This is a genomic window from Hyphomonas atlantica corrig. (genome assembly GCF_017795365.1).
Classification (GTDB): domain Bacteria; phylum Pseudomonadota; class Alphaproteobacteria; order Caulobacterales; family Hyphomonadaceae; genus Hyphomonas; species Hyphomonas atlantica.
Window position 1 is genome coordinate 1,422,152 of sequence record NZ_CP051254.1, and the last position, 19,562, is coordinate 1,441,713.

Genomic DNA, 19,562 nt, shown 5'->3' on the forward strand with positions numbered 1-19,562 from the left:
CCCGCATTGGCGGGCCTTTCTGCAAGTTTCCTATTGGAAAGCGTTCTTTACATCCAACGTCCTCTGGGTTTTGAGTGCGCTGCACAATTGGGCCCGCTCTACACCCTGAGCCAGCGAGCGTTCATAGCCGGGGATCAGGGCGCTTTTCGTTTCAAAGAAGGCCGCAATGTCACTCGATTTCTGAACGCTGCACACATAACCTGTCATGCCAGCAAGCTGGGGTTTGCGAATCTCGGGCATCCGCGCCACGATGGCGTCGAACTCCGCCATGAAGATCTCCCAGGCACGGTCCTTGGCTGAGTCATTGGAGAGCGCACTGCTGACGACCGCAAAGACTTCATCGGCCGAATACGAACCTTTCAGGCTTTCTGCGAACAGGTCTTCGACCATTGATTCATCACCGCGATTGGCCAGCGCCGCCAATAGTGTGCGCCGTTCAGTCTGGTTGGTGACGGAAGGCAGATACGCGGTCGCGGCATCATAGAAGGCCGGTCCACCATCTTCCGCGCCGATCTTCATGGCAATGCCCAGATCCTCCGGGGGCAGGGCAGACTGGTCCGGTATGCCATTGGCGCCGATATAGCGCTGTGCGCGGTCCAGCAATGCGCTGCGATCTTCGGGGCGGTCACCATATTCCAGAAGCAGGCTATAGATCTTGTCGCGCAGAAGCACTTCCTGTTGCGACAGCGCTGTCGCCGGGCGGGACTCCAGATACTCCGCCAGCGGTCCATAGGTTGCCTGAACCCACGCTCTCAAATTCTCCTGTCCGGATTCATCAAGCAACCGATTCAGAGTCGGGATGACCGCCGTAGCCTCAGATACGGCGCGGGGATGACCGCTCGTCGTGGCCTCAATACCGCGCTTGAGGTCTTCTATACTGATCCGTCCGGCGCGGAAGCCGGACTCCAGGGCATCTGCAAACAGGATCTGCTCGCCATCGGACAGGCTGTCATAGGCGTCGATCAGCGCATTGAGGTTGTCGCTGCCCGTGTCGAAACGCCAGTATCCTGTGCCGTCCGCATTCGGCATGACCCAGTCGGCGCATCCGCCATCCAGTGGAATTTCCGTCACGCGGTCCTTCAGCATCTGGCGGATCGTGCGATCGCCGGTCGGGCCGTTGATGCGCGCGGCAAACGGGATTTCCCAGACCTGTGCATCCGGATCAATGTCAGAGCCGAGCGGTGCATATCGTTTCTGCGTGATCGTGATCAGACCCGCATCCGGCGCAGGGCACGATACGGCGACATCCAGCGACGGAATGCCAGGCTGGCCGATATAGCTGGCAAAGGAGGAGACAATCTCCGGCTGGCCGGATCCGTCGGCAATGCTCTGCATGAAGTCATCCGCGTCAGCGACGCCATCCTCGAACCGCTTCATGTGCAGCCGGATGCCAGCGCGGAAGTCTTCCTCGCCAAGATAGGTCTCGAACATGTTCAGCACACTGCCACCCTTGCGATAGGTGATGGCATCAAATGCATCCAGAATATCACCATTGGCGTTAATCGGATTGCGGATCTGGCGGGCGGCGACCAGGCTGTCGGAGCCCATTGCGGAAAGGCCGGCGAGGATTGGGCTGAGGTTCCATTCGCCATCCGGGTCGACGGCATGCATGGTCTTGTAGCTGATCCAGGTCGCAAAGGCTTCGTTCAGCCAGATGTCGTTCCACCATTTCGGCGTGACGAGATTGCCAAACCATTGATGGCCCAGCTCATGCGCATGTGTTGTCAGCACGCCGCGACGCCGCGCAAGGCTGGTCTGCTCGTCCATCAGCAGCGCAGCTTCGCGATAGATGATTGCCCCGGCATTCTCCATGGCCCCATAGGCGAATTCGGGTGCAGCGATCAGGTCCAGTTTTCCATAGGGGTACGGATAGTCGAAATAGGATTCCTGCCACAGCAGCATTTCATCCGTAATGTCGAGCGACTCGGCCAGCTTGTCGCGCTTGCCGATGGCGGCAAATCCGCGGAGCGGGATCGGCTCTGCGCGCAGGGTTGTGGCGGGAATATCTGCCGCAACGCGCTCTTCATATGGTCCGACGGCAAGCGCTACCAGATAGGACTGGATCGGACGGGTCTTGGCAAATTCATGGCGCACCCAGCCATCCTCAGCTGGCTTTGCATTGATCTCCTCGCCATTCGCAATCACCTGCATTCCCGCTGGCGCGGTTACGGTGACCGTCCACGGCGTCTTGAAGCGGGGTTCATCGAATGAGGGCACCATGCGGCGCGCATCAATCGCCTCCATCTGAGTGGCCAGATAATCCGTGTCGGACTGGACGGCCTTGTAGAGACCGGCAAGGCCGAAATTGTAAGGGGCGATATAGCTGAGTTCGAGCGTCGCCGGTCCGGCGGGCAGGGGCGTATCGAAATCCAGCCGCGAAACCCCGCCCGGTGCCTGGTCGCCGGTGAAGGTGGCCGGAACACTGGTACCGTCCGGCAAGACGGCGCGCGCGTCCAGAATGTCCTGATCCACCGAATGCAGCCAGATCCGACCATGTGGAGCAGACAGATCGACATCGATTTCCACCAGGCCGCCAAAACTGTCGGCGTCCGGATCGGTCTTGAGATCAAGGCGATAGGCGAGCGGGGTTACACCCGTTGGCAGCTGGCCCGCCGGGGGCACTTCGGTCATGATGGGCGCGTCTTGTCCAGCGGGCGCGTTGCCGGGTTCAGAGGCCGCGTTGCCGCACGCCTGGAGTGCAAGAATGGAAACAGCGCCAGCAAGTGCTGCGCGGAATCGAAGAGAATTCATCGATAGGATCCTGTAGTGGATGAAACAGTTGGAAGATAAAAACCATAGCTGGCGCAAAGGCAAAAGCGGTTCAAAGCAGCTGGAATTTAACACCCTTTTCAGTGATCCCATGAGAAGTTGAATGCATGAAACGGCTCTACCACTGGCCCCTTGATCCTGCCGGAAGGCTTGTGCGCCTCGCTTTGGGCGAGAAAGGGGAGGGATTCGAGACGTTGGAATCGCCCAGCTGGGCGCCGCATCCGGATGTGCCGCGTCTCGCGCATGGGGCTGTTGCCCCCGCACTGGTAGAGATTGATAGCGAACCGCGCATGTTTGCCTGCGGCACGCGGGCGATCTGTGAGCATCTGGAGGAGACCTCACAAGGCCGGGCCTTGTTGCCGCAGGACCCGGCGGCGCGCGCCGAAGCCCGCAGGCTGTGGGCCTGGGTCGAGGCGGCCTGCGAAGAGGTGACAGACACGCTGCTGACAGAGCGCGTGATGCAATGGGTAAAGCGGGACCGCCAGCCCGATTCTGCGCGATTGCGTCGAGGCGCCCATGCACTTCGCGGGCGGCTGACTTTCCTGAATGGTCTGCTTGAACTGAACGGCTATCTTGCCTGTCGTGAATTGTCGCTGGCAGATCTGGCTGCAGCGGCCCACTTGTCGGCCTATGACTATTTTGGCGATGTCGAGTGGAATGCCGTGCCGGAGTTGAAGGACTGGTATGCCCGCATGAAATCGCGGCCCAGTTTCCGGCCCCTGCTGGCCGACCGGTTGCAGGCCGTCAGGCCGGTGGCCCATTATACCAATTTGGATTTCTAGACCTTGCCCGATCCCCTCCACATCCGCGTCAAGCACCTTGCCCGGTCGCTTGGGTTCGATGGCGTGGCGATCGCGCGCGCGGACGAACCTTGGCAGGCAGGGGAGAGGCTCGAAGCCTTCGTGGACGCTGGCCATCATGGCAGCATGGAATGGATGGAGACGACGCTTGCCCGGCGCAAGGCCCCGACCGCCATGTGGCCGGATGCAAAATCTGCTGTAGTCGTCGCCCTGAATTATGGGCCGGATCATGATCCGCTCGACACGCTACAGAACACGACACTCGGCAACATCTCTGTCTATGCGCGGGGACGCGATTATCACGACACGCTGAAGAAACGCCTGAAACAGCTGGCGCGGGAATTCGTGGCGGAAACCGGCGCAGAGGTGAAGGTGTTCGTGGATACCGCGCCGTTGATGGAAAAGCCGCTGGCACACAAGGCCGGGCTTGGCTGGCAGGGCAAGCACACCAATCTTGTTAGCCGCGAGCTGGGCTCATGGTTCTTTCTGGGCGTGATGTTGACTGCCGCAGAGCTGGAGCCGGATACACCCGAGACGGATCATTGCGGCTCCTGCCGATTGTGCCAGGATATCTGCCCGACCAATGCCTTTCCGGCACCGTACAAACTCGATGCGCGGCGGTGCATTTCCTACCTGACGATTGAGCATGCGGGACCGATCCCGGAAGAATTTCGCGCCGCAATGGGCAACCGCATCTATGGCTGTGACGACTGCCTGGCGATCTGCCCGTGGAACAAGTTTGCCGAGACCGCGAAGGAGAGCGCTTTCCATGCGCGGGCCGAGCTGAAGGCGCCGGGCCTGGATGAATTGGCTGCGCTGGACGATGCCGGGTTTCGCGAAGTGTTTTCCGGTTCTCCCATCAAGCGGATCGGGCGGGACCGATTTGTAAGGAATGTCTGTATCGCAATCGGAAATTCAGGAGACCCTGGCCTGATCGCGAACCTCCTGCCTTTGCTGGACGATCCCGCGCCAGTTGTGCGCGGCATGGCAGTGTGGGCGCTCGCCCGCCTTGATGGTGCCCGATTTGCCAAGGAAAAAGCCGCCCGGATGGAGCCGGAAACCGATCCGGGCGTTCTGGCGGAATGGATGACAGGGTAATGAGCGGTTTCTGGACGTTCCTGACATGGGCGGTGCGCATTCTGGCGGGCCTGTTTGTGGCGTTTCACCTTTATGCACTTGCGCTGATCTGGCTGCCGATTCCCGGCACGGTGCTGATGATGCAGCGTGCGGTGGAGGGGGAGGATGTACGCCGTGACGCCGTGCCGCTGGCAGAGATTTCGCCCCATCTGGTGCGGGCTGTAATCGCCGCGGAGGATACGCGCTTCTGCGAGCACAATGGCATTGACAGGCAAGCCATCGAGAAGGCGCTGGAAGAGCGTCGTCAGGGCAAGGGCACACGCGGCGCTTCAACCATCACGCAGCAGACAGCCAAGAACGTGTTTCTCTGGAATGGCGGCGGTGTGCCCCGCAAACTGGGCGATATGTGGATGGGTATTTTCATCGACCAGTTCTGGGGCAAGGAACGGGTGATGGAAGCCTATCTGAATGTCGCGGAATGGGGCGACGGCCTGTTCGGCGCCGAAGCCGCTGCGCAGGCGCGCTTCGGAAAGTCTGCCGCGGACCTGACCGAACGCGAAGCGGCCTTGCTGGCAGCTGTCCTTCCGAGCCCGAACAGATGGCGTGTTGATCCGCCGGGGCCCTATGTCAGCAAGCGCGCTGGTACGCTGCAGGCCAGAATGCGTGTTGTGCAAAGCCAAGGGCTGGCAGCCTGCGTGCTTGGCAGCGCGCGTCCACCGGCGCGACAACAGCCGCAACCGGGACAGACCGCGCCAAAGCCGGAACCCTTGCCGGATCTGCCGGCAGAGCCAGAGAGCGGACCTGAAGCGACAGAACTGGAACAGCCCGAAACGGCGCCTGCAGAGGATGGGTTCGATGCCTTCCTTGAGGGCGCACAGGAGCGCTTTGGCGAAGCATCCGGTCAGCCGCAAGTCGTGGAGGAAGAGCCTGAGCCGCTGGAACCTGAAGCTGAGGCCAGCCAGTCAGAGGCGCAGGATGGCGGGCCGACCGACCTGCGGCCACGACCGCTGGAGCCTGTTGAGGACATGCCTGTCGAGAATACGCCGCAGGACTAGTCAGTCTCTGGCGCGTCTGTCGCGTCCGTGTCGCCATCTGTCGCCAACTGTTGCGGCGTGTCGGTCTTTGTCGCGGCCTGTGCGCGTTTGGGTCTCGATATCTCGACCTTGAGTGCCGATTCCGGTTCGATGAAGAGTTCCTTGCGGCGGAGCGGCACAGACATGCCGTTCTCGGTGAATCGTTTCCAGACTTCGCGCAATATGTTCGAGCCGACATTCGCCGTGCCGTTTTCCGGATCGATGATCCAGAAGCGCACTTCCAGTACGATGCATTCGTCCGTGAAGTCCTTCACGAGACATACTGGCTGTGGCCAGCTGATGACGCGTTCTGTCGCCTTGGCGGCGTCGATCACGATGTTGATCGCTTCTTCCAGATCGGACGTGTAGTCGATGCGCAATTCCTTGTGCACGCGCACGCGCTTGTTGGAAAAGCTCCAATTGATCACCGTGTCGGTCATCAGCTTTTCGTTCGGGATCAGGAATTCCTTGCCTTCCTGCGTCGTGATCGAGGTGTAGCGCAGGCCGAGTGACTCGACCACGCCGAACGTCTCGCCGACCTCGATCACGTCCTGGGGCTTGATGGAGCGTTCGGACAGGAGAACGATGCCCGACACAAAGTTCGAGATCACCTTTTGCATACCAAAGGCAAAGCCGAGGCCGATGGCACCGGAGATAACGGTCAGCGCGCCGAGCGGGATGCCCAGCCCGGCCAGGGTGAGCAGGGCGGCGGCGACGATGAACACGATCTGGATCGCGTTTCCGATCAGGATGCGGATCGACGGTTCGACCTTGGGCAAGTGGTTGACCCGGCGCTTCATGGATTTCGCTGCGCGGTTGGCGATGAACAGCAACACCGCTGCGGTCAGGATAGCCTGGAAGATGAAGACCGGGCTGATCCGGCGGTTCCCGAAGGATGGGCCGATGCTGGAAAGCCAGTCCATCACGTCCGGCAGCACGCCCAGCGCGAAGAAAATGGCGAACGCCCAGGTCAGGACTGAGGCGAGCCCGCGCAATTCTTCCGGAAGGAAACTGAGGCTGACCCGAATAACCAGCCAGGCAATGGCGAGAGACAGGGCTGTCCGGACAAGGATGACGGCATGATCCACCGAACCCAGTAGCGAGACGGCGAGCGCCAGCAGGAGCGACCAGAGCGCAGGCCGCACAGCCTTGTGCAATATGTCGAGCCCTTCGCGGCGGGGCGGCTCGACAAAGCGGCGCAGCGTAACCGTGATCAGTCGTTTGAAGGGTGGGGTCAGCAGGGCGCCGAGCGCCAGCGCCACGATGATACAGGCGATCTGTATGAGGATCGGATAGAGGAATTCGGGCTGTTGGGCCTTTGACGAGAGCCAGCCCGCCGGATCGTCGATAAACGGGCGGGCGGGCTCCAGCCATTTGATGAGCGGATTGACGAGGTCTTCTACCGGGGGAAGGATTTCATCAGCCTGCTGAGCGGGCTGGCCTGTGGCCTCCGTCGCATCGACCGGGCGGCAATAGGTTTCCCCATCACTGCCCGTGATGCATTTCTGGTAGGTGACGCCGTTTTCTGCCAAGCGTGTATCTGCCTAGACCGGATCGTATGGGAAGACGCTGGCAGACGCGCCCATGTCGAAGAAGTTGGCCTTCATGGCTGGCAGGGCCTGGTCGAGCAGGCTTTCCGGTGTCCAGCCTTCCAGACGGGCCAGAGACTTGACCGGACGGGGCTGGTCGAACAGCACGACCTCATTGCCGCGCACGGCAAAGATCTGGCCGGATGTGTCCTTGGCCTTGTCGGCGCACAGGGCCACGGCCAGCTGGGCAACCTGGTCAGCGCGCATGCCATTCTTCATGCGCTCGACGCGCTCTGCGCCTGCTTCATCCTTGACCGGGATGGAGGCAATCATGCGGGTCCATGCGAAGGGTGCGATGACGTTGGAGCGGACATTCTTGCGTGCGCCTTCCATCGCGATGATGCGCGACAGGCCGACAATGCCCATCTTGGCGGCGGCATAGTTTGCCTGGCCGATATTGCCGATCAGGCCGGATGTGGAGGTGAACAGGACAAAGTTGCCATCCTCGCGTTCGCGAAACATTTCGATGGCCGCGCGGGTGACGTTGAATGTACCGCGCAGGTGCACGTCGATCACGCTGTCCCAGTCATCTTCACTCATCTTGTGGAACATGCCGTCCCGCAGGATACCGGCCGGGTTGATGATGGAATGCAGATCGCCGAACTCGTCCTTGGCTTGTTCGATCATGCCTTCCACGGCTTTCATGTCGGTGACACTGTCGGAGTTTGAGACGGCCTCACCACCGGCTGCGCGGATTTCCTGTGCCACGGTTTCAGCCGGGCCGGCACTGCCTTCATCGGCGCCGGTCAGGCTGCCGCCCAGATCGTTCACGACCACTTTTGCGCCTTCGCGCGCCGCCAGCAGGGCGGTCTCCTTGCCGATCCCGTTGCCGCCTCCGGTCACCAGGACCACTTTGCCTTCCAGTACGCCCATCAGACGAAACTCCCTTTATGTGTTGCAATCGCCGCCACCCTAGAACCCGGCCCGCAATGTTCAAGGTTTGAAATCGTCGCCGGGGCGGTTACAGGTGCTGGCATGACAAAGACATTCAAAGCCGTGATCTGGGATTTCGGGGGCGTGTTCACGACCTCTCCCTTCGATGCCTTTACCCGCTACGAGGCCGAGCGTGGCCTGCCAAAGGATTTCATCCGCACCGTCAACGCGACCAACCCGCTGGACAATGCCTGGGCCAAGCTGGAGCAGAGCCTGGTCAGCGCCGAGGAATTCGACGGCATGTTCCGCCAGGAATCAAAGGCGATGGGGCATGAAGTGCCCGGCGGCGAAGTGCTGGCCCTGCTGTCTGGCTCGCTGCGCCCGCGTGTCGTCAATGCGCTGACCGTTTGCAAGACGAAAGGCAAGGTTGGCTGCATTACCAACAATGCACCCGTCGGGAAGGGGGCCTCGATGACCAATGACGAGGCCAAGGCCCGCGAAGTTTCCAAAGTGTTCGACATGTTCGATCATGTGATCGAAAGTTCCAAGCTTGGCATCCGCAAGCCGGACCCGCGCATCTATTCCCTGATGTGCGAGGCCTTGGATGTTGACCCGGCGGATTGTATCTATCTTGATGATCTGGGGCATAATCTGAAACCCGCCCGCGACATGGGCATGACAACGATCAAGGTGCTCAATGAAGACCAATTGCTGTCAGACCTTCAGGCCGTTACGGGATATGAACTGGCCTAGCGCGCTTCTTGCGGCGGTGGGGGCGGCCATGCTTGTCGCCTGCTCACCTGCGGCCGAACCTGAGCGCCCGCCAGTACCGGACCAGTCGCTGACCCAGGCCCCGCAGGCGCCGAAACCTGTCGTGTTGACAGAAGAAGCCGAAAAGACGCGCGATGAATTGCTGTCGCACGCCAGGGCCGGGTCACTGTCGCGTCTGTCGCGAGTGGCGAACGCAAATGACGGGTTCGTCTCCAATCTGGGAGGCACCCCGCACCGCCAATACTGGGATCTGATGCGCCGCATCGGGGCCGATCCAAATCGCAGCCTGAGAGAGCTGTTCGACCTGCCGCCCGGCATGCGCGAGATTGATGGCGAGGTCTGGTTCGTCTGGCCGGATCTTGCCGCGCGGGATGCCAGCGACCTGATTCCGGAAAAGCTGTCCTTCCAGGATCGCCGCCGGCTGATGGAACTGATCGGCGAAGAGGGGATTGAACGGATACGCCAGGGCGAAGGCTATCCCGGCATGCGCACGGCGATCGCCGGCAATGGGCGCTGGGTCTATTTCGTCATGGGCGAAACCGAGGAGGACTAGGACATGTCAGGCAAGATTGGCGCAGAGGCCGCGCTCGCGAAACTGAGTGGATGGACCAAGGGCGACGAAGACCGCGACACGATCCAGAAAACCTACAAGCTGGGCGACTTCAAGACGGCGTGGGGCTTCATGTCCGCCGTGGCGCTGAAGGCCGAGCAGATGGACCACCATCCCGAATGGTTCAACGTCTACAACAAGGTCGAGGTCACGCTGACGACGCATGATGTGGACGGTGTGTCTGAAAAGGACGTCGAACTGGCCCGATTCATGGATGAACTGGTCGCGAAACTTGTCTGACCGAATGGCGGGATGATCGCTTCCCGCAAGGTCAAGCTGGTCCGGTTTCGAGTGCGCTGATACGGATATGCCAAATCAGACACTGCGGAGGAGATCAGCATGGGCCGGGTAGACGGAAAGAAAGCATTCATCACGGGCGGCGCGCAGGGGCTTGGCGAGGCCACGGCCCGCATGTTCGCGCGCGAAGGCGCCAAGGTCACCGTGACCGATATCAATGGCGCCGGCGCCGAAGCCGTCGCGGCCTCCATCAATGAAGAACACGGCGCCGGCACGGCCTTCGCCTACCAGCATGACGTCACCGATGGCGACCGCTGGCAGGAAGTCCTGAAAGGCGCCTATGACGCGATGGGCGGCCTCAACGTGCTGGTCAACAATGCCGGTATCGGTTCGCTCGGCTCGGTCGAGGATGAGGACTATGAGACCTTCAAACACGTCCAGACCGTGGACGTGGATTCGATCTTTCTCGGCTGCAAATACGCAATCCCGATGATGCGCGATCACGGCCTCGGCTCGATCATCAATATCTCGTCGATTGCCGGAATCATCGCCAGCGGGAACTATGTTTCCTACAACACGGCGAAGGCGGCGGTGCGCCACATCTCCAAATCCATCGCGCTGCATTGCGCCAAGTCGACCGGCGGCCAGATCCGGTGTAATTCCGTGCATCCGGTCTTCATCAACACGCCGATCCTGGACCGCACCAAGGAGATGTTCGGTGAGGAAGAAGCCCTCGCCAAGCTCGGTCGCCAGATCCCGCTCGGCAAGGTGGGGGAGCCGGACGATATCGCCTATGCCGTGCTCTATCTCGCGTCAGACGAGTCGAAACTCGTCACAGGGATTGAATTGAAGGTGGATGGCGGCATTTCGGCAATGTAGGCTGGTCTCCGGAAATGAGGGGTAATTCCGGATGAAGCTGAAATTGTTGTGCGCGGGCGTGATGGTTGCCTTGGCCGGGTGTCAGAGTGACGACGGCGTCGCGATTGCAGAGCCGGATCCGGCAAAGGCCACACTGAGCGGGGAGGCCTGTCCGGATGCGGGCGAGGCAGCCTATTTCTTCTGGATGTCGCCGGTGTCTGCCGAGCCGGGCCAGAAAATTGGCCTGTCACCTTACTGGACGGATATGCCGGGCGGCTTCAATCCCTTGCCAGCGGGTTGTGTGGATGACGTCAGCGCCCATCCAGACGGCGCGGTCATCCTCACGCGGACGGATAACGGCTTGGCGCTCGCTGAAATCGCGGAAGGCGCTGAGGCGGGCACGCGGATACATCTGACCGCGACATATAACGGGCATGGCCTGATTGGCCTGGTTGATGTGTACCGCGCGGCGGACAATCCCCTTGTCGGGCGGTGGCGACAGGACGGCGGTTCCTGCGCACCGGGCAGCGCGGTGCAGGAACTGGTCTTTACCGGTAGCGGAGACTTCTCCGTCACCTGGACGCCCTTTGAGGCCTACAAAGATTACTGGGGCAGCTACACCTATGATGCCGACACGGGCGCGGTTTCCTTCGAGATCGAATCTGGAAACCAGACGCCGGAGGATGTCGTGCTGGAGGGGGCGGCGCAGGTATCTGGCGATGAATTGTCATTTGACGGGGTCTCCTTCGGCACGCCGCGCAATGCCGAGTCCGCCTGTCGCGGAAAATTCTTGAGGTAAACACGGAAACACCATTGCCGTTCCCAAAAGTTCACTCTATGTTCTATTCCTGTTCTTGAGATGGGAGAGGCAGATGATTGGTTATGTAACTCTTGGGGTCGCGGACCTCACACGCGCCGCGAAATTCTACGACCCGATTGCAGCTGAGCTGGGCGTGGGGCGGATGATGGAATTCGATACGTTTATCGCCTGGGGCGAGCAGGGCGGCGCACCGGGCGTGGCGGCAACATTGCCGTTTGATGGCCAGCCCGCCACGATTGGCAATGGCTCGATGGTGGCCCTGCAGGCGAAAGATGCAGACCAGGTTCGCAGGCTTTACGAGATCGCGCTCGCCAATGGCGGTGTGGATGAAGGTGCGCCCGGCCCGCGCGGGGATGATGGTTTCTATGCGGCCTATTTCCGGGATCCGGATGGCAACAAGCTGAATGCCTTCACGATGGTGTGACGGGACGTTTCGACGTCACCATCAGAGCGTAGACGGCCAATGACCCGATCAGCGCCGCTGACACGTATAGCGGGAGTTCCGGCATGAATGAGTACAGTATTGCCCCGATTAGGGGGCCGAAGATGAACCCCGCTGGCGGCGCCGCGGCCAGGAGTGCAGCGGCAGAGCCCTGTTCTTCGCGCGTGACCGACAGGCTGCCCAAGGCGTTGGCGGCAGGCACTGCCAGTGCTGCGCCGCCACCAACTGCCAGGAAGCTGGCCGCAACGGCCCAGAATGGAAACACCAGGTCCGCGCAGACATAGCCGAGCGCCACAATGGCCAATCCGATGGGCAGGATCTTGCGCGGGTCGGGCTTGCGCGGCTGAACATAGCCGAACTGGACCGTGATCATACCTGCCGCGAAACAGGCAAAGGCAATCCCGGTATGCAGGACGATGGCTTCGTCAGCGCTGCGGGTTGCGGTGTCCACGAATTTATAGCGGTCCTCAATGAACCAGCTGAGGGTCTGCTGCACGATGCCGATGGCGACGAAATAGCTGAACAGGAAGACGAGGTGCGGGAAGACGCGTGGGTCTCGCATCGCAAGCGGTGTCGGGCGTTTGGCGGATTTGGGCCGCTTGCGAGTTGGCGGCAGGGCCACCGCCAGCATGGCGGCCACCGCGAGGTTCAGCGCAATTGTTCCCCAGATCGGCATGAGGGCCCCAAACGGCGCGAGCGCCGTGGCGCCAGCTGGTCCGAGAATGGAGCCGATGCTGATGCAGGCGCCCAGCATGCCTAGCCCGCCTGCGCGATCAATCGACGTGGTTGCATCTGTCATGGCAGCCATCGCGGCAGGCTGCAGGCCGGGAGACAGCAGCCCGAACCAGAGGCGCACAAAGACGAGGGTCAGGAAAGCTGTCAGGCCGGTGATGATTCCCGCCAGGGCGGCGTTCAACGCAAAGACAAACAACATGTTTGTCATGCCCATTGCCGCCAATGAGAAAATCATCACGCGTTTGCGGCCAAACCGGTCCGCCCAGCGCCCCCAGGTCGGGATCATCAGGGCGTAAATGGCGGCCGACAGGGTGAGAATGCCGGCCACTTCGATTTCCGTCAGGCCTGCCTTGCGCGCGAGCGGGGCGACGACAACAAAATTGATGCTCATGCCGGCGCCCATGGCGATCATGGCAATGCCGATCATCGCCTTTTGCAATCCGCTGAGAGGTAACAGCGGCGTTTCCGATTGCGTCATCTAGGCGGGCTCCCCTGGCAATTGATATATCTATTTGTGTTTGCCCGCCTTGCCAAACGGAAAACGGCTTTGACTGGCAAAGCCAGACACAGCACCTTGCGCACAGTAGGGGCATCACCCTAAGTGATGGCAACAACTGAAATTATCGGAGCGTCGCCTCATGGCCGCCATTCTTGACCTTGTTATGATCATCCTGCGGATCGCCACGTTCATCATCGTCATTCAGGCGGTGATGTCCTGGCTCGTCAGTTTCAATGTGCTGAGCATTCAGAACCCAACCGTGCGCAGCATCTGGGTCGGACTTCAGAACATCACCGAGCCAGTCTACCGCCCGATCCGCAACATCTTGCCGCCGATGGGCGGACTGGACCTGACGCCGATGGTCGTGTTGCTCATCATCTTCTTCCTCGAACGCGTCATCGCCCGCTATGGCTATGGCGTGGTGCCGTTCTGACTTGATGCATCGCCTGACGGTTCGCGTGCAGCCGAATGCATCGGCGGACCGGGTGGAGAATTGGGAGACGGACGCTGCGGGGCGGTCCTATCTGAAAGTGCGTGTGCGCGCCGTGCCGGAAGGCGGCAAGGCCAATGCGGCGGTTGAGAAACTGGTCGCGAAATGGCTCGGCCTGCCAAAGTCTGCGGTCAGGGTGGTGACGGGCGCGAAGAACCGGCTAAAAGGCCTCGACATTGATGGGCCGCCGGAACTGGCGGCGAAACTGGCCGGGGATCAGGGCAATGAGCGCGCAGAAAATTGACGGTAAAGCGGTTGCGGCGGATGTCCGCGCGAGTGTGGCACAGGCAGTGAGCCAGTTGCCGGGCCAGCCTTCGCTGGCAGTTGTGCTGGTGGGCGAGGACCCGGCCAGCCAAGTCTATGTGCGCAACAAGATTCGCCAGACGGAAGAGGCGGGCATGGTGTCGGTGCATCACCGCCTGCCGGACACGGCCAGCCAGTCTGATGTCGAAAACCTGATCGCTGAGCTGAATGCAGATGACACCGTCGATGGTATCCTGCTGCAGTTGCCCTTGCCGAAGGGGCTCGACGCCGATGCCGCGATTGAAAAGATTGCGCCGGACAAGGATGTGGATGGCCTGACAGAAGTGTCAGCCGGGCGGCTCGTTCTGGGCAAGCCGGGCCTGCGCCCGTGTACGCCGACGGGGTGTGTGATCTTGGCCAAGCGCGCGCTGGGTGAGGATCTGTCCGGCAAGCATGTTGTCGTGATTGGTCGCTCGATCCTGGTAGGCAAGCCTGCGGCGCTATTGTTCCTGGCAGAGAATTGCACGGTCACCATTGCGCACAGCCGCACGAAGGATCTGCCGGCGATGTGCCGTGAGGCGGACATTCTGGTGCCCGCTGTGGGCCGTCCGGAAATGGTGAAGGCCGATTGGGTCAAGCCCGGCGCCACCATTATCGATGTGGGTATCAACCGCGTCGATGCCCCAGAGAAGGGCGAAGGCAAGACCAAACTGGTCGGCGATGCCGATTATGCCGGCAGTGCGGAAGTTGCGGGATACATTACGCCAGTGCCGGGCGGAGTCGGGCCGATGACGATTGCCTGCCTGCTGCGCAATACGGTGCTTGCCGCCTGCGCGCGCCGCGGCTGGGACGTTCCAGCAGGGCTGTGAGCCAGTCCTTCTCCCCTCCGGATACGCCGCAATTCCGGCGCTTGTGGGAGAGGCAGAATGGACTGTGCGCCTTGTGCGGCAAGCCCATGCCGCGCAGCCGGGCAGAACTGGATCATTCGACGTTGTGGAAGAAGTGGCGACCGACGTTCGATCACGTCATTCCGCGCGCACATCATGGGTCGGACGAGATCGACAATCTCCAGCTTGCGCATGCGAGCTGTAACAAAAGACGTGGTACCGCGCCGCTTTAGGCTACCGCAACCAGAGCTAAGCGAGCCCGGCGGCGCGGACGTCTGGCTGATAGGTGCGCGACACGGGAACTTCGCGGCCCGATTTCAGGACAAGGACCAGCTTGCCATTGGCGCGGCGCGCATCGCTGACGCCCTGATGCGACACCCACCAGGAGCGGTGCGTCTGTAGCCCATTGTCTTCGCCGAGTTCGCGGATCGCGTCGGCCAGGCGCATCAGGATCATCTCTTCGCCCCGGTCCGTATGGACGCGAAGATAGTGATCTTCTGAAGAGATCGCCCAGAGATCAGCGCCGCGATATTTGACCGGCAGGCGCTGGAGAAAGCCGGCAACGCGGTCTTCCGGCTCGGCGTCTTCCAGCTCTGCCAGACGGCGGGCGCGATCCATGAGAAAGCCACCGATCGTCATGACAAGGCAAACTGCCCAGACATAGGCAAACTGAATCGGCAGGTAGGGCAGGGCCGCGTTAGCGCCGATCAGCAAGAGAAACACTTCAAGCGTCAGGGTCACCGGAACGGCCAGCAGAATGGACGCGGCCAGGATGCGGATGGCTGGATGGGCGGTTTTCAGGTGCCTGTGGAACACGAACGGCACAATCCAGAGAGACGAGATCGCGCCAACCATCATGGTGACGAACCACATGGCAAATCTCAGCCAGACCGGGCCGCCGGTGCCATAGACGCCGAACCATGTGAACCCGGCGGCGAGCAGGGTGACGATGCCAAGTGTTCGTGTGATGTCCTTGAGGGCTGATGCCATCCCGTATGACCCCGTGCATTTCGCGCTTCGTGAAAGGATGTGCCGTTATTTGGCGAAGGATTCCAGTCCGTCCGCGTAATCTGCGTGGCGTGCCCCGGCCGGGCTTTCCATCCTGTTTTCATCACCCGCAACGGGGCGAGACGCCCCAGACCCTAAGGAGAGATGAAATGAAACTCAACCACACCCTTGTCGCATTGCTTTCTGTTGCTGCCCTGCTTCCGGCGAGCGCCTCGGCTGCCGAGCTGACCGTGAAGGTCGAAGGCGTCACGGCCCCGACGGGCACGATGTTTGTCGCCCTGTTCACGGAAGACGGCTGGGCCGACCATGAGGCGTACCAGGGAGCGAAGCAGGCCGTTGAAGATGCCGCCCCGACGATTGTGTTCGGTGATCTGGAGCCGGGCCGCTATGGCGTGAAACTGTTCCACGATGTGGATGGCGATGGCGAACTGGCGCTCGGCGAGTATGGCATTCCGGTCGAGCCCTATGGCTTTTCCAATGACGCGCCGGTCAGCTTCGGACCGCCCAGCTTTGATGGCGCTGCCTTCGACGTGACGGCGGATGGCGCGATCCAGACCATCACGCTGCGCTAGGCCGGACGAGAGGAGCGACACGCCATGAAAAGCCCTTCCATAGCCCTGCCTTCCGAACTGATCCGTCTTTCGCCGGGGCGGATCAGCAACCGCACGATCATATTGGTCGCGCTCGGGATCTATGCGCTTGTCAGCTGGATGATCCTGAACGGTGCGGACAATCCACCGATCCGTTTCCGCTTCGATGCGACGCGGCTGGTCGAGGCTTCTCTTGTGCTGAAGCTTCATGTTGGCGGGGCGCTCGCAGCCTTTGGCATCGGGACGGCCCTGCTGATGGGCGTGAAGGGCAGGGGGCTGCACAAGCGCCTCGGTTACACATGGGTGGTGGCCATGGCGGTCACGGCGATCAGCTCTTTCTTCCTGACAGGCCTGAACGGGAACCAATTCAGCTGGATCCACGGTCTGTCAGCCTGGGCATTGATCGGCCTGCCGATGGGCATCGCGGGGGCGCGCCGGAAAGACATCGCCCGCCACCGCAAGCATATGACGGGCATGTTTACCGGCGGCATGTTGGTGGCCGGCCTGTTCACCTTCCTGCCGGGCCGGATGATGTGGTCCATATTCTTCGCTGCCTGAGCCGGATAACCCCTTACAGCCCCCTCCAAAGCCCGCTACACAAGAAACAGGTAGAGGTGCGTTGGAGGGGTTTTCATGAAACGTATTGTCAGTGCTGTACTTGTTGCAGGTCTCGCCGCATGTCAGGCGCCGGGGCCGATCACGATACCCGGCATTACGCGCGCGCCGGACAGTGCGGAAGATGCACTGGAGGCTTATTACCGAACCCTGCCGGATGAGTTCTATCCACGCGCGCCGCAGGGATTGCCCCTTCCAGCACAGGACACGGCCTTGTCGCGAATTCTTGTTGGCTCCTGCCACGATGAGGAAGAAGCCGGGCTGACCGCCACGCTTGAACAGATCGCCTCGGAAGAAGCCGACCTGTTCCTGATGATCGGCGACAATGTGTATGGCGACAAGGATGGCATGGCCTATGCCAACAATCAGGCCGATCTGGACGAGCTGCGCGAGAGCTTTGCCGAACTGGCCGCGCGGGAAGATTTCCAGGCGGTACGCGCCTCCCACCCGATGATGGTGGCATGGGACGATCATGATTATGGCGCAAACGATGCCGGGCGGGAGTTCCCGTTCCGCCGTCTCGCAGAGCGCATTCATGAACGCTTCTGGGGACTTGAGAACAAGGATGTCGGCGCATGGCCGGGCACCTATTACGCGCGCAGTTTCGGGCAGGAGGGTCAGCGCACGCAAATCATCATGCTGGATACGCGTTTCTTTCGCTCGGCGTTGACGCCAACAGATGCCTATGGCGCCAAAGGCAAGGAGCGTTACCTGCCATCCACTGACCCCAAACAGGACATGCTGGGCAATGACCAGTGGACCTGGCTGGAAAACCAGCTTCAGAAGCCGGCTGATCTGCGCCTGATCGTGTCCTCGATCCAGGTGCTGCCCACCGAGGCGCATGGCTGGGAAGCGTGGTCTCGCCTGCCGATTGAGCAGCAGCGCCTGTACGATCTGATTGGTGAGACAGAGGCCAATGGCGTCGTGTTTGTGTCCGGCGACCGGCACACATCTTTCCTGTATCGCAGCGAGACGGCCTTGCCTTATCCGGCCTATGAACTGACCGCATCTTCGATGAACGTCTCGTTTGCCGAAACGACTGACGAGATGGACCCGGCGCAGATCGGCGAAGGGTTTCCGCCTGACAATTATGGCGCGATCGGAATCGACTGGGAGCAGGGCGAAGTCGAGCTGGAAATAAAAAATGCGGCTGGCGAGACGGTTCGCCAAACAAAGGCCAAATTCCGGTAGCTATGCCACGCGGCATCAGAAAGGCCGCCTTGTAACATGTCCGAAACCCGCAGTGTCTTTACGCTCATCCTTGCGGTGATGATCCTGCAGATTGCTGGCGGGCTCATGAGCATGCTCACCCCGCTCGGGCTGGAGGCGCTCGGCACGGCGCCGCAATATATCGGTGCCATTGCCGGGCTTTATGCGGCGGGCTTCATGCTGGGGGCGTGGACCTCGCCGGCGGCGCTCGCCTCATTCGGAAACATCCGCCTGTTTGCGGCGGCCGCCGCGGTGACGTCTGCAGGGTCGATCGCGCTGTCGCTTTGGTACGAACCGGGCTTCTGGGCCATCGTACGCATCGTACAGGGCGTCGGGTTTGCCTACATGTTTACCAGCGTCGAAAGCTGGCTGGGCCAGACCGTGCCGGAGAAGTCGCGCGGAAATGTGATGGGCATCTACCATACGGGCGCAAAGCTCTCTCTCATGATCGGCCCGTTCTTCGTGGCCGGGCTCTCGCCTCTGGACAGCCGCGCCTATAGCTGGGCAGCGCTGTTCCTGACGCTGGCGTTGGTCCCCGTATGCCTGACGCGCCAGGTGCAGCCCGAAACGCGAGACCGCACGGCCATGCCGCTTGGGCGGCTCTATCGCCTTGCGCCCGCTGCTGTGATCGGTGTGGCGCTGGCCGGCGTAGTGAACACGGGAACGCTGGCCCTGTTGCCGATCTATTTCGAAGGCTTCGCTATTGGTGGGGGAGGGACGGCGGCAGCCGCGATCGCCCTGGCAGCGGTCTGGTTCGGCGGCTTGGTCGTGCAATGGCCCGCTGGGCGGCTGTCGGACCGAATCGAACGGCGTCTTGTAATCGCGCTCCTGTGTGGAATTTCGGGCCTTGCTGCAATGGTGATCGCGATATTCGGCCGCAGCTTTGGAGAGCCCGGCGTGATGATGGTGCTGGTCGTTTGGGGCGGCGGCGCCATGACCTTCTACGGCTTGTGCGTCGCGCATGCGATCGACCGAACCCCGAAGCACAAGATCCCGCAAGTCATGTCCAGCCTGCTGTTCGTCTGGGCCGGCGGATCCATCATGGGGCCGCTTTTGTCTGGTGTTGCCATGCGAACTGCAGGCGCGACGGGCCTCTTTGGATGGTCCGGACTGCTGCTGATCCTGCTGGCGTTTGTCATGGTCTGGCGCGTTTCCGCACGGGCCGCGCCGGAGGAGCACGAACAGGAAGACTGGAGCCCCATCCTGCCGACACCTCTGGCCAGCGTGGAGCTCGACCCCCGGAATGCGGAGCGCGAGCCAGAAGCCTGAGTCCAGACTTGAGTACTCAGCTGGTTTACGGGCCTGCCAAGCCTGTTATATAGCCCGGACGAATTAAACGGGCTGGCAGAGGCTGGCCCCTTACCGCA

The 19,562-nt window shown here is 61.3% G+C and carries 22 protein-coding genes; 17 read left to right on the plus strand and 5 right to left on the minus strand.

Annotated features, from left to right (window positions below; all coding sequences use genetic code 11):
- Window positions 1-30: 30 nt before the first annotated feature.
- Complete coding sequence (locus HF931_RS07060) at window positions 31-2,751, minus strand: M1 family metallopeptidase (protein WP_273242709.1); 2,721 nt, start codon at window positions 2,749-2,751, stop codon at window positions 31-33.
- Window positions 2,752-2,876: 125 nt separating this feature from the next.
- Here HF931_RS07060 and HF931_RS07065 point away from each other — a divergent pair, with 125 nt between their 5' ends.
- From HF931_RS07065 to mtgA, 3 genes are read left to right on the plus strand one after another with little or no spacing between them, the layout of a single operon-like run.
- On the plus strand, window positions 2,877-3,551 hold the full coding sequence (locus HF931_RS07065) for a glutathione S-transferase family protein (RefSeq protein ID WP_272982721.1): 675 nt from the start codon (window positions 2,877-2,879) through the stop codon (window positions 3,549-3,551).
- A gap of 3 nt (window positions 3,552-3,554) precedes the next feature.
- Entirely contained in the window at window positions 3,555-4,667 is a 1,113-nt protein-coding gene (queG, locus tag HF931_RS07070; protein WP_273242712.1) for a tRNA epoxyqueuosine(34) reductase QueG, read from the plus strand.
- Complete coding sequence (gene mtgA, locus HF931_RS07075; RefSeq protein WP_273242713.1) at window positions 4,667-5,701, plus strand: monofunctional biosynthetic peptidoglycan transglycosylase; 1,035 nt, start codon at window positions 4,667-4,669, stop codon at window positions 5,699-5,701. The genes queG and mtgA overlap by 1 nt, the downstream gene beginning before the upstream one ends.
- Here mtgA and HF931_RS07080 read toward each other — a convergent pair.
- A complete protein-coding gene (locus HF931_RS07080; RefSeq protein ID WP_051602376.1) occupies window positions 5,698-7,251 on the minus strand; it encodes a mechanosensitive ion channel family protein in 1,554 nt (517 codons plus the stop codon). The genes mtgA and HF931_RS07080 overlap by 4 nt on opposite strands.
- 12 nt (window positions 7,252-7,263) lie before the next feature.
- On the minus strand, window positions 7,264-8,181 hold the full coding sequence (locus HF931_RS07085) for an SDR family NAD(P)-dependent oxidoreductase (RefSeq protein ID WP_272982725.1): 918 nt from the start codon (window positions 8,179-8,181) through the stop codon (window positions 7,264-7,266).
- A gap of 102 nt (window positions 8,182-8,283) precedes the next feature.
- On the opposite strand from HF931_RS07085, the gene HF931_RS07090 reads away from it, so the two are divergent.
- The 6 genes from HF931_RS07090 to HF931_RS07115 all read left to right on the plus strand — a co-directional run bounded on the left by HF931_RS07090 (window position 8,284) and on the right by HF931_RS07115 (window position 11,901).
- The gene (locus tag HF931_RS07090) at window positions 8,284-8,934 is read left to right on the plus strand and encodes an HAD-IA family hydrolase (RefSeq protein ID WP_273242716.1); all 651 of its coding nucleotides are present in this window, start codon (window positions 8,284-8,286) and stop codon (window positions 8,932-8,934) included.
- Complete coding sequence (locus tag HF931_RS07095) at window positions 8,921-9,505, plus strand: hypothetical protein (protein WP_273242718.1); 585 nt, start codon at window positions 8,921-8,923, stop codon at window positions 9,503-9,505. The genes HF931_RS07090 and HF931_RS07095 overlap by 14 nt, the downstream gene beginning before the upstream one ends.
- Window positions 9,506-9,508: 3 nt before the next feature.
- Entirely contained in the window at window positions 9,509-9,802 is a 294-nt protein-coding gene (locus HF931_RS07100; RefSeq protein ID WP_272982727.1) for a 4a-hydroxytetrahydrobiopterin dehydratase, read from the plus strand.
- A 99-nt stretch (window positions 9,803-9,901) separates the two neighbouring features.
- On the plus strand, window positions 9,902-10,678 hold the full coding sequence (locus HF931_RS07105) for an SDR family oxidoreductase (RefSeq protein WP_035547212.1): 777 nt from the start codon (window positions 9,902-9,904) through the stop codon (window positions 10,676-10,678).
- A gap of 31 nt (window positions 10,679-10,709) precedes the next feature.
- Entirely contained in the window at window positions 10,710-11,456 is a 747-nt protein-coding gene (locus HF931_RS07110; protein WP_273242721.1) for a hypothetical protein, read from the plus strand.
- Window positions 11,457-11,529: 73 nt separating this feature from the next.
- Window positions 11,530-11,901 carry a VOC family protein gene (locus tag HF931_RS07115; RefSeq protein WP_035547207.1) on the plus strand — a complete coding sequence of 124 codons (372 nt, stop codon included), beginning with the start codon at window positions 11,530-11,532 and terminating at the stop codon, window positions 11,899-11,901.
- Here HF931_RS07115 and HF931_RS07120 read toward each other — a convergent pair.
- Complete coding sequence (locus HF931_RS07120) at window positions 11,888-13,132, minus strand: MFS transporter (RefSeq protein ID WP_273242723.1); 1,245 nt, start codon at window positions 13,130-13,132, stop codon at window positions 11,888-11,890. The two genes, HF931_RS07115 and HF931_RS07120, sit on opposite strands and share 14 nt — an antisense overlap.
- 160 nt (window positions 13,133-13,292) lie before the next feature.
- Here HF931_RS07120 and HF931_RS07125 point away from each other — a divergent pair, with 160 nt between their 5' ends.
- The 4 genes from HF931_RS07125 to HF931_RS17100 all read left to right on the plus strand — a co-directional run bounded on the left by HF931_RS07125 (window position 13,293) and on the right by HF931_RS17100 (window position 15,006).
- Window positions 13,293-13,586: a YggT family protein gene (locus HF931_RS07125; RefSeq protein WP_035547204.1), complete on the plus strand. Its 294-nt coding sequence runs from the start codon at window positions 13,293-13,295 to the stop codon at window positions 13,584-13,586.
- A 4-nt stretch (window positions 13,587-13,590) separates the two neighbouring features.
- Window positions 13,591-13,887, plus strand: a complete 297-nt coding sequence (locus HF931_RS07130) for a DUF167 family protein (RefSeq protein WP_273011619.1) — start codon at window positions 13,591-13,593, stop codon at window positions 13,885-13,887.
- Window positions 13,868-14,755 carry a bifunctional methylenetetrahydrofolate dehydrogenase/methenyltetrahydrofolate cyclohydrolase FolD gene (gene folD, locus HF931_RS07135; RefSeq protein ID WP_273011616.1) on the plus strand — a complete coding sequence of 296 codons (888 nt, stop codon included), beginning with the start codon at window positions 13,868-13,870 and terminating at the stop codon, window positions 14,753-14,755. Before HF931_RS07130 ends, folD begins: the two co-directional genes overlap by 20 nt.
- A gap of 86 nt (window positions 14,756-14,841) precedes the next feature.
- On the plus strand, window positions 14,842-15,006 hold the full coding sequence (locus tag HF931_RS17100; RefSeq protein ID WP_241764135.1) for an HNH endonuclease: 165 nt from the start codon (window positions 14,842-14,844) through the stop codon (window positions 15,004-15,006).
- 16 nt (window positions 15,007-15,022) lie between these two features.
- On the opposite strand, the gene HF931_RS07145 is transcribed toward HF931_RS17100, so the two are convergent.
- Window positions 15,023-15,763, minus strand: a complete 741-nt coding sequence (locus tag HF931_RS07145; RefSeq protein ID WP_273242726.1) for a LytTR family DNA-binding domain-containing protein — start codon at window positions 15,761-15,763, stop codon at window positions 15,023-15,025.
- A 167-nt stretch (window positions 15,764-15,930) separates the two neighbouring features.
- Here HF931_RS07145 and HF931_RS07150 point away from each other — a divergent pair, with 167 nt between their 5' ends.
- The 4 genes from HF931_RS07150 to HF931_RS07165 all read left to right on the plus strand — a co-directional run bounded on the left by HF931_RS07150 (window position 15,931) and on the right by HF931_RS07165 (window position 19,464).
- A complete protein-coding gene (locus tag HF931_RS07150; protein WP_273242728.1) occupies window positions 15,931-16,353 on the plus strand; it encodes a DUF2141 domain-containing protein in 423 nt (140 codons plus the stop codon).
- A 24-nt stretch (window positions 16,354-16,377) separates the two neighbouring features.
- Complete coding sequence (locus HF931_RS07155; protein ID WP_273242730.1) at window positions 16,378-16,929, plus strand: DUF2306 domain-containing protein; 552 nt, start codon at window positions 16,378-16,380, stop codon at window positions 16,927-16,929.
- Between the two features lie 75 nt (window positions 16,930-17,004).
- Window positions 17,005-18,177, plus strand: coding sequence for an alkaline phosphatase D family protein (locus HF931_RS07160; protein ID WP_273242732.1), 1,173 nt, complete (start codon window positions 17,005-17,007; stop codon window positions 18,175-18,177).
- Window positions 18,178-18,213: 36 nt separating this feature from the next.
- The gene (locus HF931_RS07165; RefSeq protein WP_273242734.1) at window positions 18,214-19,464 is read left to right on the plus strand and encodes an MFS transporter; all 1,251 of its coding nucleotides are present in this window, start codon (window positions 18,214-18,216) and stop codon (window positions 19,462-19,464) included.
- Window positions 19,465-19,562 lie beyond the last annotated feature (98 nt).